This is a genomic window from Citrobacter sp. TBCS-15 (genome assembly GCF_005280815.1).
Taxonomy (GTDB): Bacteria; Pseudomonadota; Gammaproteobacteria; order Enterobacterales; family Enterobacteriaceae; genus Citrobacter; species Citrobacter werkmanii.
Genome location: NZ_SZWK01000289.1, coordinates 135677 through 150399, shown reverse-complemented (window position 1 = coordinate 150399; position 14723 = coordinate 135677). Strand labels below are relative to the sequence as shown.

Sequence of the window (14723 nt, the reverse complement as noted above, 5' to 3'; positions counted from 1 at the left end):
TCAATTGGTTAATTAATCTTCAAATTCGGTGTTAATGCACACTTGATGAGCGATAATGGCCATCTTCGGGGTTATCTCGTAACCGTTGCATTGGATTTTGGCGATAAAACAGGATGAAACGCTGCCATAAAGCCGGGAAACGTGGAGCAAATAATTCAGGAGCACTGAAAAAATACTCGGATAATACGGCAAAGCATTCGGCCGGATCGGTTGCAGCGTAAGCATCTATACTGCATGCGGTTTCCCCTACCAGATCGATTTCATCCTGAATGTTGTTCATTGCGGCATGCAGGTCGTGCTCCCAGCCGGCAATATCTCGCAGAGGAATCGCCGGAATACCGCTGGCGCGATCGCCATTACGCATATCCAGCTTGTGCGCGACTTCATGAATGATCAGATTAAAGCCTGAGGCATCAAAGGAATCCTGAATATCAAGCCAGTTGAGGATTATCGGACCTTGCTGCCAGCTCTGCCCGGACTGAACGACACGTTGATTGTGCACCAGACCAATTTCGTCTTCCCATTCGTCGTCTACAACAAATGGGGCAGGGTAGATGAGAACTTCATGAAACCCATCTAGCCACTCGATCCCTAATTCCAGAACAGGTAAACAGAAGAGCAGAGCAATGCGCGCACTTTTCAGCGGGTCCAGTTCAAACCCCTGAAGTGCTACCAATCTTTTTTGCTGTAAAAAGCGCTCGGCCAGGGCGATAAGTCTGGCTTGTTCTTGCTCGGTGAGATTCACCAGAAGCGGAATAGCCAGGGCGTTATCCCACGGCCAGTCGTCATTTCGGGCTGTTTCTTGCTCTTTCCAGGGCCACTTAATCATCGTTTTGCTCGCAAACTCGTCACTTGAACGAAATTGACGGAACTGGGTCTGTTAAAATGCCAAATTACCTGGCATCATGGCAACCGCCAAAACGGAGAGATGCCAGAGCGGCTGAATGGACCGGTCTCGAAAACCGGAGTAGGGGCAACTCTACCGGGGGTTCAAATCCCCCTCTCTCCGCCACTATTCAAACACTTAGCTCAATCCCTTTCAACGACTCATGTCACACTTGGTATAGTGTCGGTATATTCGCTTAGTATAAAGCTCGCCATCATCATCTTCTGATTTGTTCAATACCGGAAGATCCAGTGTGGGGAAAATTTTCACTTTTCTGTCATAAACCACAACTTGCATTCATTTTTGTGACCTGAGAATAGTTGTTTGTCCTTCTCGAGCCTTGGTAATCTGATATCCCCCAGGCTTTGAGTTCATGAAAGGTACATGGCAATAGTTATTGAGGTTATGCCCACGACTTGTTTTGGATAACTACCCTATATCCGTCGAGGTCAACAAATGTCCTTCCGTTCACGTCCCAGTAGGGATTGAATGACGCTGTCATTCTGAAACCAGCATCGTTCATTCTTTCGCAGACATGCGACCATTCATTTGCATCAGGGTAATAAAGAACGAGTAAATCTTCTTCAGTGTGCAAAGGTTGAACGGGATGGATTTGGCAAAAGGTGAATTCTATGTGCCAGTCTAAGTCTTCCCGCCCTAACATTATTCCATTGAACCCCTCATGATCGTTAAATTCAGCAATTTTATGTAGCCCCAATCCCTGGCTGTACATCAGAAAAGATCTTTCGAGATTGCTGACGGGTTTGGCAATACGCATATGAGTAAACATCCGGGGTCTCCAGGGGAAATACCGTTTAACATTGCAATCGCGCTGAGTTTACATGTGATTATCTTTTCCATTTGTCCATAAGAGCCTCCGAAATATCATGCTTCACCTTGCTAACGGTCTGCTGCCGACACAGAGTTGACTGTCAGATTCGGTTTGGCTCTGTGCCGTGACAGTGCCAGCTCAGCCCCTTCAGTATTGCCACACCCTGTTTAGCTGTAAAATAAACCGTGGAAATGATAATTATTTCTATTTATCATTATTTCTTTGAGTGGGGGGGTAACATTATGAATAACAAGCTTTTTGATGTGGCTTTTATTGCTACTTTGTCTGCTGGTTTAGCTTTTAGTACTCATGCAAGTGAAACAATCAGCAAAACCGAGGTAAGAACGTTGGTGGATGAAAACAATAAAATCAAAGTTGTATATAATATTGATGATAAAGGAAAAGTTATAAATATCAGATTTCCTGATGGAGTCGTTGATGCTGATACTAAGCAAAAAATTACCAGGGAAATGGAAAGCTGGGCATTCGAAGCAGGCAATCCGCAGACCGATGTCAGCTCTATGGTGACGTTAAAATTAACCACAACGTCTGCGCATAGCAGACCTCGCGGCGCTTCAGACGGCCTTTTTGTACTAAGCTAAAGTAGTTTTGGCTGTGTTCAAACTCACCTAACCCTTTGTGATACGATGATTGTCTTAGATTGTCACATGGGGCCAGATTTTGAACTCATACATTTTCCTTGCCGGGGCCATTATAGCTGAAGTAATAGGTACAACCCTGATGAAGTTTTCTGACGGATTTACACGCTTATGGCCATCTGTAGCAACCATTGTGTGCTACTGCACTGCTTTTTATCTTCTCTCTCAGACGCTATCGACCATTCCAACGGGCATTGCGTATGCAATTTGGTCAGGTGCTGGAATCGTATTAATCAGCCTTTTGGGCTGGTTAGTAAGTGGGCAAAAGCTGGATTTCCCGGCGATCGCAGGCATGTTCCTGATTTGCGCTGGGGTTCTGGTTATTAATATTTTTTCAAAATCTTCCCCACATTAATTCTATTGAAAGCGTGTCGTATATCTGGCGCTGTTAGCAGATCTTATCCCCGTGCGCTAAAAAAGCCCGCTTCAAATGAAGCGGGCTTGCGTATTTTTGTGGGTAATTAGAACTGGTAGACTAAACCAACGGCAACGATGTCGTCAGTCGCGATACCATTGCTTTCATAGAAGCTATCGTCTTCATCCAGCAGGTTGATTTTGTAATCAACGTAGGTAGACATGTTTTTGTTGAAGTAGTAAGTCATACCTACATCAACATATTTGACCAGATCTTTGTCGACATAACGCCAGTTACCACGACTTACTTCCTGACCACCTAAATCCTTGCCTTTAGACTGCAGATAAGCGATGGAAGGGCGCAGGCCGAAGTCGAACTGATACTGTGCAACAACTTCAAAGTTCTGGGTTTTGTTGGCAATACCGCCATTACCTTCGCCATTGCCACCGCCGTAGTAGGTCATGTTGCGGGTTTCTGCATACATAGCAGCCAGGTAAACGTTATTGGCATCATATTTTGCGCCCACGGTCCAGGCTTCAGCGGTTTCACCGCCTGCATAGTTGTTACGATGATTCATTCCGTCCTGGTAGCCACGAGCAACTTGATCGTCGGTACGGTCAGATGCGGAGTACGCTGCACCCAAACTTAAACCGAAGTCAAAGTCATAGGAGGTAGACATACCGAAGCCGTCGCCGTTTTCTTTCGCCAGTTTACGGTTAGTGCTGTTACCAGAACCTTCCTGACCTAAGCTGCTACCTTCGTTATTACCCTGATACTGCAGGGCGAAGTTCAGGCCATCAACCTGACCAAAGAAGCCTTTATTACGATAGGTGGCCACGCCGTTGGTACGACCTAGCATATACACATCGGTCTGGGTGTAAGTATCGCCGCCAAATTCCGGCAGCATATCGGTCCAGGCTTCTACGTCGTAGACGACGCCATAGTTACGACCGTAATCGAAGGTGCCGTTCTCACCAAATCCTAAGCCAGCGAAAGCCAGACGAGTCCAGGAATCGCCTTTATCACCTTCGGTACCGTTGGCCTGAATGTTATATTCCCACTGACCATAACCAGTCAGCATATCGTTGATCTGGGTTTCGCCTTTAAAGCCCACACGAGCATAGGTCTGATCGCCATCACTGCCAGCATCGTCAGAGAAATAACGCAGACCATCAACTTTACCGTACAGATCCAGTTTATTGCCGTTCTTATTATAAATTTCAGCCGCATTTACTGCGCCTGCAGCTAATAAAGCAGGGAGGAGAAGTGCCAGTACTTTTCTTTTCATTATGTATTCCCTTATGATAATAATTAATATGAATATGTAGTACTATCCGAAGACTACATTTTGATACTATCTATGAAGTTCATTTTATTTAAAATATAACGTGTAACAAATATATTTAAAATATTTCAAATTGTTTCTTGTTTGTCTTTTTATAACTATATGTGTATGTTTTCGATAACGCCATTCATTGTATAAATTAATGTTTATCTATAAATTATGGTTTTTTGTTTTTTATTTGCATTGTTTATTTTATTGCTGTCGATTATTTGTTATTTGATAACGAGTAATGACCGAGAGATATTCATTCCACGAGATAATTAATTCTTTGGGGTTATGTAAATGTAAAAATAATAATATATAGATATAAATCGCAGCGCTGGCATTAGTCTGAAATGGAAATTGTTGTTAAGGTGGTTTTCTTTCTGCAAAGAGAGACCCTATGGAACTACAGGACTGGCAGTCAAAATTTGAAGCCTGGCTACGTGATAACCACTCCGGGCAGGATGCTGCCCATGATATTTCTCATTTTCGTCGCGTGTGGAAGACCTCGCAAAAGCTAAGTCAAGATGCGAGCGTAGACTGGCTGGTGGTGCTGACGGCGTGCTACTTCCATGATCTTGTTAGCTTACCGAAAAACCATCCGGATCGTCATCGCTCGTCAGTATTGGCGGCGCAGGAAACACGTCGCATGTTGAGGCGCGACTTCCCAGATTTTCCGCAACACAGTATACCGGCCGTGTGCCATGCCATTGAGGCGCACAGTTTCAGCGCGAAGATCGCACCGGAAACCATTGAAGCTAAAATCGTGCAGGATGCTGACAGGCTTGAGGCGTTGGGCGCCATTGGGTTAGCGCGCGTGTTTGCCGTGTCTGGTGCGTTAGGAGTGGCGCTATTTGATGCGGAAGATCCGTTTGCCCGTCAGCGTGGTCTTGACGATAAACAGTACGCGCTCGATCACTTCCAGACCAAGTTATTGACGTTGCCGTCGACGATGCAAACTGAACAAGGCCGACATTTAGCGCAGCATAATGCTGACTTCTTACTGACGTACATGGCGAAGCTGAGTGCGGAGTTAAAAGGGGAGTATGAAATGCTGGATCCTGACGCGATTCAACCCTTTAAAGCAGGTTAGCCGCCAGTACAGCCGCAACGTCAACCGCGCTATTTTATGTTAATCTGTCGGTTATCCATTTCGGCCGGTTAAATGTATGCAGGATAATTTTTCAGTAGCAGGCTCCATGAACCCGATGACAGATGATAACAAGGCCGCCGCGCAGGTGATTTTGGCTAAGTTGCTTGAAATATATGACGTGAAAACCCTGGTTGCTCATCTGAATGGTGTTGGCGAGAACCGCTGGAGTCCGGCCATCTTTAAGCGAGTGATGGCGAACGAAACATGGCATCGCCTCAGCGAGAATGAGCTTACTCATCTGAATTCCTTGCTGCCGACGCCACCTGCGCATCATCCGCATTATGCCTTTCGATTTATCGATCTGTTTGCCGGCATTGGCGGGATTCGTCGAGGCTTTGAGGCGATTGGTGGGCAGTGTGTGTTTACCAGCGAATGGAACAAGCATGCGGTGCGTACCTACAAAGCGAACAATTATTGCGATCCACTCCAGCATCACTTTAATGAAGATATTCGCGATGTCACGCTGAGTCATCATGATGGGGTGAGCGACCAGCAGGCTGCGGAACATATTCGCCAACATATTCCTGAGCATGACGTACTGCTGGCAGGATTTCCTTGTCAGCCTTTCTCCCTGGCTGGGGTATCAAAGAAAAATGCGTTAGGGCGGGCCCACGGCTTTGCCTGTGATACACAAGGCACCCTCTTTTTTGACGTGGTGCGTATTATCGACGCGCGTCGACCAGCCATATTTGTGCTCGAAAACGTCAAAAACCTGAAAAGTCACGACCAGGGTAAAACGTTTCGCATCATCATGCAGACGCTGGATGAGCTGGGTTATGACGTCGCGGATGCGGCGGATAATGGACCTGACGATCCGAAAATTATCGATGGACAACATTTTTTGCCGCAGCATCGCGAACGTATTGTGCTCGTCGGATTTCGACGCGATCTGCAATTGAAATCAGACTTCACGCTGCGAAATATTGTCACTCGCTATCCGCAGCGGCGTACGACGCTGGCGGAGTTGCTTGAGCCGACCGTCGATGCGAAATATGTGCTGACGCCGGTGTTGTGGAAATATCTCTATCGCTATGCGAAAAAGCACCAGGCGCGGGGCAATGGGTTTGGCTATGGCATGGTATACCCCGATAATCCCGATAGCGTAACCCGCACATTATCGGCACGCTATTATAAAGATGGCGCCGAGATCCTTATCGACCGCGGCTGGGATATGGCGCTGGGTGAAAAGGATTTTGACGATCCGTTGAACCAGCAGCACCGTCCGCGCCGGCTTACACCACGGGAGTGTGCGCGCCTGATGGGATTTGAATCACCACAGGGCTATCAATTCAGGATCCCGGTGTCAGATACTCAGGCTTATCGCCAGTTTGGTAATTCGGTGGTCGTTCCGGCATTCGCGGCGGTTGCCAGACTGTTGGAGCCGAAAATCAAACAGGCGGTTGCTATTCGCGAGAAAGAGAACCTGCATGGCAGACGTTCACGATAAAGCAACGCGTAGTAAAAATATGCGGGCGATAGCAACCCGCGATACTGCCATTGAAAAACGCCTTGCCAGCGTACTGACAGAGCAGGGCGTAACGTTTCGCGTGCAGGATGCGACGTTACCTGGTCGCCCCGATTTCGTGGTCGATGATTACCGTTGTGTGATCTTTACCCATGGCTGTTTCTGGCATCATCACAACTGCTACTTGTTTAAAGTCCCCGCAACACGGACGGAATTCTGGCTGGAAAAAATTGGCAAAAATGTCCAGCGTGACGTGCGGGACTGTGAAATGTTGCAGGCGCTGGGCTGGCGTATACTGATTGTCTGGGAATGCGCCCTGCGTGGGCGCGAAAAACTCGGCGATGACGCGTTATCTGAACGTGTCATCGAGTGGATCTGCGGCGGCGGTGCCAGCGCGCAGATCGACACTCTCGGTATTCATTTACTGTAACGTCTTTTCCGACGGGGTCGCAACGGCATCCGCTTTCATGGGGAATAAGTATTTACCCAAGGTGACCAATACCACCGCAAATACGATAACGCCGAGCGCCAGCCATTCGATGAGCGCCAGACTTTCTCCTCCCAGACCGGTACCTAGCAGCACGGCGACAACTGGATTAACGTAGGCATAGCTGGTGGCGAGCGCCGGACTGACGTTGCGGATCAGGTACATATACGCGTTAATGGCAATGATAGAGCCAAACAGGGCCAGGTACGCCACCGCCATAAATCCTGAAAATGTCGGCATAGTGGTCAGTTTTTCCCCGGAGACCAGTGACGCGCACATCAGCACAACTCCGGCGGCTAACATTTCAATGGCTCCGGCCATCATGCCAACGGGTAACGTTATGCGTGAGCCGTACACCGAGCCAAACGCCCAACTCATCGAACCTATCAGGATTAAAACAGCACCCCAAGGATTACCGCTTAAATTACCGCCGCTGTTCAGCATGATGATACCTGCCAACCCAATGGCTATTCCCATCCACTCCAGCTTACGCGTTTTAATACCAAAAAAGTGGCTAAAGCACAGCGTAAACAGCGGAACGGTAGCAACCACCACGGCGGCGATACCGGAAGGCACATTTTGATGCTCTGCGACGGTGACCAGCCCATTACCCACAGCCAGCAGCAGGATACCAATTAACGCGGCGTTCAGGAGCTGGCGCAGAGGCGGCAGTTTATGCCCGCGAATTAGTAAGAATGCGGTTAACAAAATGCCCGCGGAGAGAAAACGCACGCCAGCCATCATCAACGGCGGCCAGCTTTCAACGCCAATGCGAATAACGAAGTAGGTGGAACCCCAAATGATGTACAGCGCGAAAAGCGCACTGAAAAGCGGTAGCAATTGCCTGAAACGCATAATCCCTCACGGTGGAAATAAAAAGGTGCAACATAGTAAACGTCAAAACTATCGTGCTGGCGAGATTTATAATTGCATGCCATTGTTAAATATTTGTTGACCAGAAAGGCCAGTTTCCGCATGGCGTGTTTTACTTCATACTTAATACTGCAAAAAAATAATATTGAGGGTTAACATTTTGGCAGGAAGTAGCTTACTGACCTTACTCGATGATATCGCAACCTTATTGGACGATATCTCGGTCATGGGAAAACTGGCCGCGAAAAAAACCGCGGGTGTCTTGGGAGATGACTTATCGCTTAACGCGCAACAGGTGTCGGGCGTGCGGGCAAATCGCGAACTCCCGGTGGTCTGGAGCGTGGCTAAAGGGTCGTTTGTTAACAAAGTTATTCTTGTGCCGTTGGCGCTATTGATTAGCGCCTTCATTTCCTGGGCGATCACCCCCTTATTAATGGTAGGCGGGGCGTTTCTCTGTTTTGAAGGGGTGGAAAAAGTTCTTCACACCCTGGAAGCGCGTAAACACAAAGAGACCCCGGAAGAACGCCAGCAGCGTCTGGCATCTCTGGCGGAGCAGGATCCACTGACCTTTGAGAAAGATAAAATCAAAGGAGCGATACGTACCGACTTCATTTTATCTGCTGAGATTGTCGCGATCACCCTCGGCATTGTGGCGGATGCGCCGTTGTTGAATCAGGTGCTGGTGTTATCAGGCATCGCGTTAGTGGTGACCGTGGGCGTGTATGGCCTGGTGGGGATTATCGTTAAGCTTGATGATATCGGCTACTGGCTGGCAGAAAAGCGCAGCATGCTTGCTCAAACTCTGGGTAAAGGACTGCTGGTTGTTGCTCCCTGGCTGATGAAAACACTTTCGGTGGTTGGCACGCTGGCGATGTTTTTAGTGGGGGGCGGGATTGTTGTACATGGAATATCACCGCTGCATCATGCGATAGAACATTTTGCCCAGCAGCAAAGCTCATTGATTGCGCTAATGCTTCCAACCCTGCTTAATCTGGTGCTCGGCTTTATCATTGGTGGAATAGTCGTTCTGCTGGTAAAAGCCGTTGCCAGACTGCGTGGAGTTTCGCACTAATTGTCGTCGGATTAATTACGCAAAAAGCCTCTTTGTCGTCTAAGGTGTAAAGGTTTCTCTTGATACAGGAGGCAGGTATGGTCTTTTCTGTCAGTGAGGAAGTCACCTCGAAAGAGGGTGGCCCACGCATGATCGTTACCGGGTATGCCAGCGGAATGGTGGAGTGTCGCTGGTACGACGGCTTTGGCGTTAAACGGGAAGCATTCCGTGAAGATGAACTGGTGCCCGGCGAGCAAAGATCGCGCTGCCAGGACGCCTGACATTGGGTATGATCGTAACCTGGTGAGCTCTCAACCATTAGTTATATTTATCATTTTGGTGAGAATTATTTACTTGTCAGGCAAAAAAATTGCAGATAAGGTTTGTTTCACATCAGATTTCCTGGTGTAACGAATTTTCAAGTGCTTCTTGCATAAGCAAGCTTGATCCCGGCCCGATGAGGGCCGGGATTTTTTTCGCCCTCAGTCAGCGATTGATTTCCGACACGCTAAAATCATGGATATCAAGCTCGAACGCGTCGGCCAGTTCATGCCATGTATGGAAATCACGCCCGTCGATGCTGACGCGTTCCGGATCGTCCTGACTGCGATGAATTTCACTCTCGCAGATTTCGTTGATTGCCTTCAGCAGAGCGTCTACATCGACGCTCACTTCACGTTTGGCCGTATCGCTGTACTCTTTCGCGGTTTTCATCCTCATACCTCTCAACCGTTAAGGATACCGGGGGAGCGCATCAAAACCTCAGATGCGCACCACTTAAGTATAGACCGTCGAGAAAACCCGCAATCGCATGCGCCGGACGCTGCCACATAAAGGAATTTGTTCTACACTGGCACAAAGCCACAGGAGGAAAACGATGAAGGTGAATGATCGGGTTACAGTCAAAACGGACGGCGGCCCACGTCGGCCGGGCGTGGTACTGGCAATCGAAGAGTTTAGTGAAGGCACCATGTACCTGGTTTCGCTGGAAGACTACCCGCTCGGTATCTGGTTCTTTAATGAATCAGGTCATCAGGATGGTATCTTTGTGGAAAAAATAGAGTGAGGTGAGTTCTTCTGCTTGATTCTGACTGGTGGTTCCGCCACCAGTCAGAACGTCTTAGCGCGTATTTACAAAGATACCATTGGTGACGTTATCCGTGAGTCGAACCACGTGATAGATAACTTGCTTATTATGCGTCTTAATCTTTCGTTTTATATTTCCCTTATGGGATGAGACGGTCTTGGCCTTGATATTCATTTGGTCTGAGATCTGTATTGTTCCCTGTCCCTCCATCCACATGCGTAGCATGCTGGATTCGGTACGGCTTAATGACAACGTCGGCAGATTAACATCGATAGCAATATTCACTTCCTTTTTCAGAATATCGCCAAGAAGTTCATCCAGTGAATCAGGCTTAATTGATTTAGAACTGATCAATAAATTTTTTCTGACTAAAAGATACTCATCAAAATGCACATTGGCAATTGCCATAAATACAATAAATAATGTGCTGGGATGCTGATTAATGATTTGCTTGATTTGCTGACTGTTAGCTGGATCGTGGATAAAACAGTCCTCATTAATAAACACCACAGCGGGTTGCAGAGAAACACAGGCGAGACTGAGTTCACCAACGCTGGAAATATTGTTGATTTCCCTTTTTTTCACCCCCCGACTGACCAGATAACCGGTCAACCCTAGCCGGGTGTAACTGCATAAATCCATAATAATCGTTGACATGGCATACCCTCACTCAATGCGTAACGATAATTCCCCTTACCTGATTATTGCATCACAACTAAACGGAATAATAACGACCCAAGATGACGCTTTCGCTGTTTTCAGGCGAATTTACTATCCCGTAAAGTTGCGTATAATTTGCCAGGAAACATCTTAAAGTAAAGTAAATGTTGCGTTATGTGAGTGAGGCAAAAACAAATAAACCGCGACAGCGATATCCTGGTGGATGTTGTCGGTTTTTAAATTTAGGACAATCCTTAGTAAAACAGGATAAAAATTAAGGGTTATTATTTTCCGGGCATTTCGCTGACGATATCGGCCAACAAATTAAAAATTTCGCTGAACAAGCGCTCGCAGAATGGCGCAATTAATGGCATCAGCGCCGCCATTAATGAAATACCCACTGTCAGGGTGAGAGGAAAGCCAATGACAAAAATCGACAGTTGTGGCGCCATGCGGTTTAACAAACCAAGCGTAAGGTTCAGCGTCAGCAGCAGCGTCATAACCGGTAGGGCCAGCATGAGTCCGTTGAGGAAAATCAGGCTACCCGCCCGTGCCAGCGCGAGAAATGCATTGCTGTTAACCGGATTGCCGCCAATGGGCAAAGTATGAAACGTATCCACCAGTAGCGAAATCAGCCAAAGATGGCCATTAAAGGTGAGGAATAACAGCATGGCGAGCATGTCGATCAGTCGTGCCAGGACCGGCATATTCAGGCGGCTACCCGGGTCAAAAAATGTCGCAAAGGAAAGCCCCATTTGCAGGCCAATCAGTTCCCCGGCGGTACGCACGGCGGCAAACGCAAACTGCATGGTGAAGCCTAAGGCGATGCCGATCAAAATTTGTTGCATGGCCTGCCACAACGCGCCGATGGAAAAGATGGGGACGTCTGCAGGGGGAATCGATGGGGCGATAACGATGGTTATCATCAATCCCAGCCCCAGTTTTACCCGCTTGGGGATGGCGCGTTCGCTGAGAATGGGCGCTGTGGAGATGAGCGCCAGGATGCGCAGCAACGGCCAGAAGTAAAGATTCAGCCACTGCATCCACTCAACGCTGGTCACCTGCAACATAACGTTGTCTACCCGATGATATACGGTAAATTGCTGAACAGCGTACGCACGTAGTCGAGCAGCAGGTTAAGCATCCACGGGCCGGCAACAATGATGGCAATAAACACCGCGACAATTTTGGGAATGAAGGACAGCGTCATTTCGTTAATCTGGGTCGCCGCCTGCAAAATGCTGATGATAAGACCTGTGACGAGGGCCACCAACAGCAAAGGCGCAGCAAGGGCCAGAGCGACCTTCATCGCTTCTGTCCCCATCATCATGACCGATTCAGGTGTCATTTCGCGCCTCTAACTGTAAAAGCTTTGTGCCAGCGAGCCGACAAGCAACTGCCAACCGTCCACCAACACAAACAGCATCAGCTTAAACGGTAACGCGATCGTGGCGGGCGGCACCATCATCATCCCGAGCGCCATCAGCACGCTGGCGATAACCAGATCGATAATCAGAAACGGAATAAAAATGGTAAAGCCTATCTGGAAGGCGGTTTTCAATTCACTGGTGACATAAGCCGGAAGCAAAATTCGCATCGGTACGGCTTCGGGCCCCTGTAAGGGACCGCTGTTTGCCAGACGGGCGAACAGCGCCAGATCGGCTTCACGGGTTTGGCGCAACATAAACTCGCGTAACGGTTGGGCGCCTTTCTCCATGGCTTCCTGCATGGACATCTTCTCTTCGCTGAACGGCTGATACGCGTCAACGTAGATTTTATCGATTACTGGCGACATGATGAAAAAGGTCAAAAATAGCGCCAGGCCCAGTAGCACCTGGTTGGGGGGCGCAGATGGCGTTCCCAACGCATTTCGCAACAAACCGAAAACGATGATGATGCGGGTGAAGCTGGTCATCATCAATAAAATGGCAGGCAGGAACGTCAGTGAGGTGATAAACACCAGCGTCTGTACAGGCAATGACCAGCTTTGTCCGCCGCCTGGCAGCGGTTGACTGACCAGACCCGGCAGTTGGGCGAGGGCGACTGGACTGAAAAGCCATAAGCCTGCCAGCGTGATGGAAAACAAACGGCGCATCAGGATCTCCCGGGACGCTTGAGCAAACTCTTCATCATGGCCTGGAAATCCGCAGGGGAGGCCGGTTTTTCTTCTGCATCGGCAGGTGCCGGGGGCAGGGTGTGCAATATGTTAATTTGCGAGGCCGTGACGCCCAGCACCAGGCGCGCATCTTCAACCTCAACAATCACCACGCGCTCACGTGGGCCCAGTGAGGTACTTGCCGCAACCTTCAGCCCTCGCGTACCGTTGCTTTTGGGGGCAAAGCCCAGGCGTTTAATGACCCAGGCTGCCGCCAGGATCAACACGATGATCCCAAGCAGCGCACCGCTTACCTGCACCAGCGGTGAGCCGGGGACGGCGGCTGGCTGAGAAACTGTTGCCTGGGTGTTCATGATTAACGGCTCAGACGACGCATACGTTCTGATGGAGTGATAATGTCGGTGATACGCACGCCGTATTTATCCGCGACCACCACCACTTCACCCTGGGCGATCAGATAACCGTTGATCAGGATATCCAGCGGTTCGCCCGCCAGACCATCCAGCGCGACAACGGAACCCTGCGTCAGACGCAGCAGCTCTTTGATGGTCATGCGGGTACGGCCCAGTTCAACGGTCAGTTTGACCGGAATGTCCATGATCAGGTCGATGTCCTGCAAAGCACCACTGACGTCGCCGCCGCCTAACTGCTGGAATACCGCATCGGCCGCACTTTTGGTGGTCGTGGTTTTTTGCTCGTTTAACGCGTCAGCCCACAGATCGTCCAATGCGCCAGTGTTCTCATCGGACGGATTATTCATATCACTCATTTGGGCTGTTCCTCATTCAGCGAATTCAAAATCGGGTTTATCAGATGTTCTACGCGTAACGCATACTGACCGTTCACGGTGCCATACTGGCTGGTCAGTACAGGCACGCCGTCCACATGAGCAATAATGCGGTCAGGTTTTTCAATCGGCAGTACATCGCCGGGTTTCAGCTTTAAAATCTGGGAAAGCCGCAGCGGAATGTCGGCAAAGTTTGCCACCAGCTCCAGCTCAGAATGCTGAACCTGACGCACCAGATTATTGCGCCAGTTCTGATCTTCATTACGTGAGTTTTCCAGCGGTGGATTCACCAGCAGCTCGCGCAATGGTTCAATCATGCTGAATGGCAGACAGATGTTAAATTCACCGGTCAGATTGCCAATTTCAACGTGGAACGGGGTGTTCACCACGATGTCGTTAGGCGAGGTGGTGATATTGGTAAATTTCACCTGCATCTCGGAACGAACGTATTCCACTTCCAGCGGATTGATGGCCTTCCACGCGTCGCTGTAGCTTTCAAGCGCCAGCTTCAGCATGCGGTTGATCACGCGCTGTTCAGTATGCGTAAATTCGCGACCTTCCACTTTCGTCGGAAAGCGTCCATCGCCGCCGAACAGGTTATCAACAGCGATAAATACCAGACTTGGTGAGAACACCACCAGACCCGTACCGCGCAGCGGCTTGAGGTGGATTAAGTTCAGGTTGGTCGGCACCGGTAAGTTACGCGCAAATTCGTGATACGGCTGGATACGAATCGCCCCCACGGTAATATCCGGGCTACGGCGCAACAGGTTAAATAATCCCATACGGAACTGGCGCGCGAAGCGTTCGTTAATGATCTCCAGCGCCTGTAAACGCTCACGCACCACGCGGCGTTGGGTGTTGGGATCATAAGGACGAATATCGCTCTCTTTTGCGATACCGGTAATGGGTTCGTCTTTGGTTTCGCTATCGCCATTCAGCAATGCGTCGATTTCAGCCTGAGAAAGAATACTGTCGCCCATGT

At 49.0% G+C, this 14723-nt stretch carries 20 protein-coding genes, 1 tRNA gene and 1 pseudogene; 9 read left to right on the top strand and 13 right to left on the bottom strand.

The genetic code is table 11. The features are described 5' to 3' along the window. Positions 1 to 31: 31 nt before the first annotated feature. A complete protein-coding gene (mtfA, locus tag FDW96_RS16510; RefSeq protein WP_042307646.1) occupies positions 32 to 829 on the bottom strand; it encodes a DgsA anti-repressor MtfA in 798 nt (265 codons plus the stop codon). A gap of 93 nt (positions 830 to 922) precedes the next feature. On the opposite strand from mtfA, the gene FDW96_RS16505 reads away from it, so the two are divergent. Further along, a tRNA-Ser gene (locus tag FDW96_RS16505) sits at positions 923 to 1012 on the top strand. Between the two features lie 27 nt (positions 1013 to 1039). Here FDW96_RS16505 and FDW96_RS25440 read toward each other — a convergent pair. Both FDW96_RS25440 and FDW96_RS16495 read right to left on the bottom strand, forming a co-directional pair. Beyond that, positions 1040 to 1277: pseudogene (locus FDW96_RS25440) on the bottom strand (hypothetical protein); the annotation flags it as partial. A gap of 12 nt (positions 1278 to 1289) precedes the next feature. Then, complete coding sequence (locus FDW96_RS16495) at positions 1290 to 1676, bottom strand: VOC family protein (RefSeq protein WP_042307648.1); 387 nt, start codon at positions 1674 to 1676, stop codon at positions 1290 to 1292. A gap of 284 nt (positions 1677 to 1960) precedes the next feature. Here FDW96_RS16495 and FDW96_RS16490 point away from each other — a divergent pair, with 284 nt between their 5' ends. After that, a complete protein-coding gene (locus FDW96_RS16490) occupies positions 1961 to 2320 on the top strand; it encodes a hypothetical protein (RefSeq protein ID WP_137365962.1) in 360 nt (119 codons plus the stop codon). A gap of 79 nt (positions 2321 to 2399) precedes the next feature. Beyond that, positions 2400 to 2732 carry an EmrE family multidrug efflux SMR transporter gene (locus FDW96_RS16485; protein ID WP_064507035.1) on the top strand — a complete coding sequence of 111 codons (333 nt, stop codon included), beginning with the start codon at positions 2400 to 2402 and terminating at the stop codon, positions 2730 to 2732. 106 nt (positions 2733 to 2838) lie between these two features. Here the strand turns inward: FDW96_RS16485 and ompC are convergent, their stop codons facing one another. Further along, a complete protein-coding gene (ompC, locus tag FDW96_RS16480; protein WP_042307651.1) occupies positions 2839 to 4020 on the bottom strand; it encodes a porin OmpC in 1182 nt (393 codons plus the stop codon). A 439-nt stretch (positions 4021 to 4459) separates the two neighbouring features. Between ompC and FDW96_RS16475 the strand changes: the two genes are divergently transcribed. From FDW96_RS16475 to FDW96_RS16465, 3 genes are all read left to right on the top strand, one after another. Next, positions 4460 to 5152, top strand: a complete 693-nt coding sequence (locus FDW96_RS16475) for a phosphohydrolase (RefSeq protein WP_042307653.1) — start codon at positions 4460 to 4462, stop codon at positions 5150 to 5152. A gap of 76 nt (positions 5153 to 5228) precedes the next feature. After that, positions 5229 to 6659, top strand: coding sequence for a DNA cytosine methyltransferase (locus tag FDW96_RS16470; RefSeq protein ID WP_061382610.1), 1431 nt, complete (start codon positions 5229 to 5231; stop codon positions 6657 to 6659). After that, positions 6640 to 7107 carry a very short patch repair endonuclease gene (locus FDW96_RS16465; RefSeq protein ID WP_061382611.1) on the top strand — a complete coding sequence of 156 codons (468 nt, stop codon included), beginning with the start codon at positions 6640 to 6642 and terminating at the stop codon, positions 7105 to 7107. Before FDW96_RS16470 ends, FDW96_RS16465 begins: the two co-directional genes overlap by 20 nt. Here FDW96_RS16465 and yedA read toward each other — a convergent pair. Continuing rightward, positions 7099 to 8019 carry a drug/metabolite exporter YedA gene (gene yedA, locus FDW96_RS16460; RefSeq protein WP_042307659.1) on the bottom strand — a complete coding sequence of 307 codons (921 nt, stop codon included), beginning with the start codon at positions 8017 to 8019 and terminating at the stop codon, positions 7099 to 7101. The genes FDW96_RS16465 and yedA overlap by 9 nt on opposite strands. 175 nt (positions 8020 to 8194) lie before the next feature. Here yedA and FDW96_RS16455 point away from each other — a divergent pair, with 175 nt between their 5' ends. Then, a complete protein-coding gene (locus FDW96_RS16455) occupies positions 8195 to 9109 on the top strand; it encodes a DUF808 domain-containing protein (protein ID WP_170974727.1) in 915 nt (304 codons plus the stop codon). A 77-nt stretch (positions 9110 to 9186) separates the two neighbouring features. Beyond that, entirely contained in the window at positions 9187 to 9369 is a 183-nt protein-coding gene (locus FDW96_RS16450; protein WP_137365960.1) for a YodC family protein, read from the top strand. Between the two features lie 205 nt (positions 9370 to 9574). On the opposite strand, the gene yodD is transcribed toward FDW96_RS16450, so the two are convergent. Further along, entirely contained in the window at positions 9575 to 9802 is a 228-nt protein-coding gene (gene yodD, locus FDW96_RS16440) for a YodD family peroxide/acid resistance protein (protein WP_042307665.1), read from the bottom strand. A gap of 163 nt (positions 9803 to 9965) precedes the next feature. Between yodD and dsrB the strand changes: the two genes are divergently transcribed. Then, on the top strand, positions 9966 to 10154 hold the full coding sequence (gene dsrB, locus FDW96_RS16435; RefSeq protein ID WP_038641589.1) for a protein DsrB: 189 nt from the start codon (positions 9966 to 9968) through the stop codon (positions 10152 to 10154). Between the two features lie 54 nt (positions 10155 to 10208). Here dsrB and rcsA read toward each other — a convergent pair whose 3' ends face one another. The 7 genes from rcsA to fliM form a co-directional block, all read right to left on the bottom strand. Next, positions 10209 to 10832: a transcriptional regulator RcsA gene (rcsA, locus tag FDW96_RS16430; RefSeq protein WP_137349992.1), complete on the bottom strand. Its 624-nt coding sequence runs from the start codon at positions 10830 to 10832 to the stop codon at positions 10209 to 10211. Between the two features lie 287 nt (positions 10833 to 11119). After that, entirely contained in the window at positions 11120 to 11905 is a 786-nt protein-coding gene (gene fliR, locus FDW96_RS16425) for a flagellar biosynthetic protein FliR (protein ID WP_137365958.1), read from the bottom strand. An 8-nt stretch (positions 11906 to 11913) separates the two neighbouring features. After that, entirely contained in the window at positions 11914 to 12183 is a 270-nt protein-coding gene (gene fliQ, locus FDW96_RS16420) for a flagellar biosynthesis protein FliQ (protein ID WP_032939600.1), read from the bottom strand. Positions 12184 to 12192: 9 nt separating this feature from the next. Further along, complete coding sequence (fliP, locus tag FDW96_RS16415; protein WP_137365957.1) at positions 12193 to 12930, bottom strand: flagellar type III secretion system pore protein FliP; 738 nt, start codon at positions 12928 to 12930, stop codon at positions 12193 to 12195. Then, positions 12930 to 13307 carry a flagellar biosynthetic protein FliO gene (fliO, locus tag FDW96_RS16410; RefSeq protein WP_094301050.1) on the bottom strand — a complete coding sequence of 126 codons (378 nt, stop codon included), beginning with the start codon at positions 13305 to 13307 and terminating at the stop codon, positions 12930 to 12932. The genes fliP and fliO overlap by 1 nt, the downstream gene beginning before the upstream one ends. After that, a complete protein-coding gene (gene fliN, locus FDW96_RS16405; RefSeq protein ID WP_005127761.1) occupies positions 13307 to 13720 on the bottom strand; it encodes a flagellar motor switch protein FliN in 414 nt (137 codons plus the stop codon). Before fliN ends, fliO begins: the two co-directional genes overlap by 1 nt. Beyond that, positions 13717 to 14721 (bottom strand): flagellar motor switch protein FliM, encoded by a 1005-nt coding sequence (gene fliM, locus FDW96_RS16400; RefSeq protein WP_038641580.1) that lies wholly within the window; start codon positions 14719 to 14721, stop codon positions 13717 to 13719. Before fliM ends, fliN begins: the two co-directional genes overlap by 4 nt. Positions 14722 to 14723 lie beyond the last annotated feature (2 nt).

Bases quoted from the DNA above. Each gene is read 5' to 3' on its own strand.
- fliQ (WP_032939600.1), bottom strand. From the start codon at position 12,183: ATGACACCTGAATCGGTCATGATGATGGGGACAGAAGCGATGAAGGTC.
- FDW96_RS16475 (WP_042307653.1), top strand. From the start codon at position 4,460: ATGGAACTACAGGACTGGCAGTCAAAATTTGAAGCCTGGCTACGTGAT.
- dsrB (WP_038641589.1), top strand. From the start codon at position 9,966: ATGAAGGTGAATGATCGGGTTACAGTCAAAACGGACGGCGGCCCACGT.
- FDW96_RS16465 (WP_061382611.1), top strand. From the start codon at position 6,640: ATGGCAGACGTTCACGATAAAGCAACGCGTAGTAAAAATATGCGGGCG.
- fliR (WP_137365958.1), bottom strand. From the start codon at position 11,905: ATGTTGCAGGTGACCAGCGTTGAGTGGATGCAGTGGCTGAATCTTTAC.
- mtfA (WP_042307646.1), bottom strand. From the start codon at position 829: ATGATTAAGTGGCCCTGGAAAGAGCAAGAAACAGCCCGAAATGACGAC.
- FDW96_RS16490 (WP_137365962.1), top strand. From the start codon at position 1,961: ATGAATAACAAGCTTTTTGATGTGGCTTTTATTGCTACTTTGTCTGCT.
- FDW96_RS16450 (WP_137365960.1), top strand. From the start codon at position 9,187: ATGGTCTTTTCTGTCAGTGAGGAAGTCACCTCGAAAGAGGGTGGCCCA.
- ompC (WP_042307651.1), bottom strand. From the start codon at position 4,020: ATGAAAAGAAAAGTACTGGCACTTCTCCTCCCTGCTTTATTAGCTGCA.
- fliP (WP_137365957.1), bottom strand. From the start codon at position 12,930: ATGCGCCGTTTGTTTTCCATCACGCTGGCAGGCTTATGGCTTTTCAGT.
- yodD (WP_042307665.1), bottom strand. From the start codon at position 9,802: ATGAAAACCGCGAAAGAGTACAGCGATACGGCCAAACGTGAAGTGAGC.
- fliM (WP_038641580.1), bottom strand. From the start codon at position 14,721: ATGGGCGACAGTATTCTTTCTCAGGCTGAAATCGACGCATTGCTGAAT.
- FDW96_RS16470 (WP_061382610.1), top strand. From the start codon at position 5,229: ATGCAGGATAATTTTTCAGTAGCAGGCTCCATGAACCCGATGACAGAT.
- FDW96_RS16495 (WP_042307648.1), bottom strand. From the start codon at position 1,676: ATGTTTACTCATATGCGTATTGCCAAACCCGTCAGCAATCTCGAAAGA.
- fliN (WP_005127761.1), bottom strand. From the start codon at position 13,720: ATGAGTGATATGAATAATCCGTCCGATGAGAACACTGGCGCATTGGAC.
- rcsA (WP_137349992.1), bottom strand. From the start codon at position 10,832: ATGTCAACGATTATTATGGATTTATGCAGTTACACCCGGCTAGGGTTG.
- yedA (WP_042307659.1), bottom strand. From the start codon at position 8,019: ATGCGTTTCAGGCAATTGCTACCGCTTTTCAGTGCGCTTTTCGCGCTG.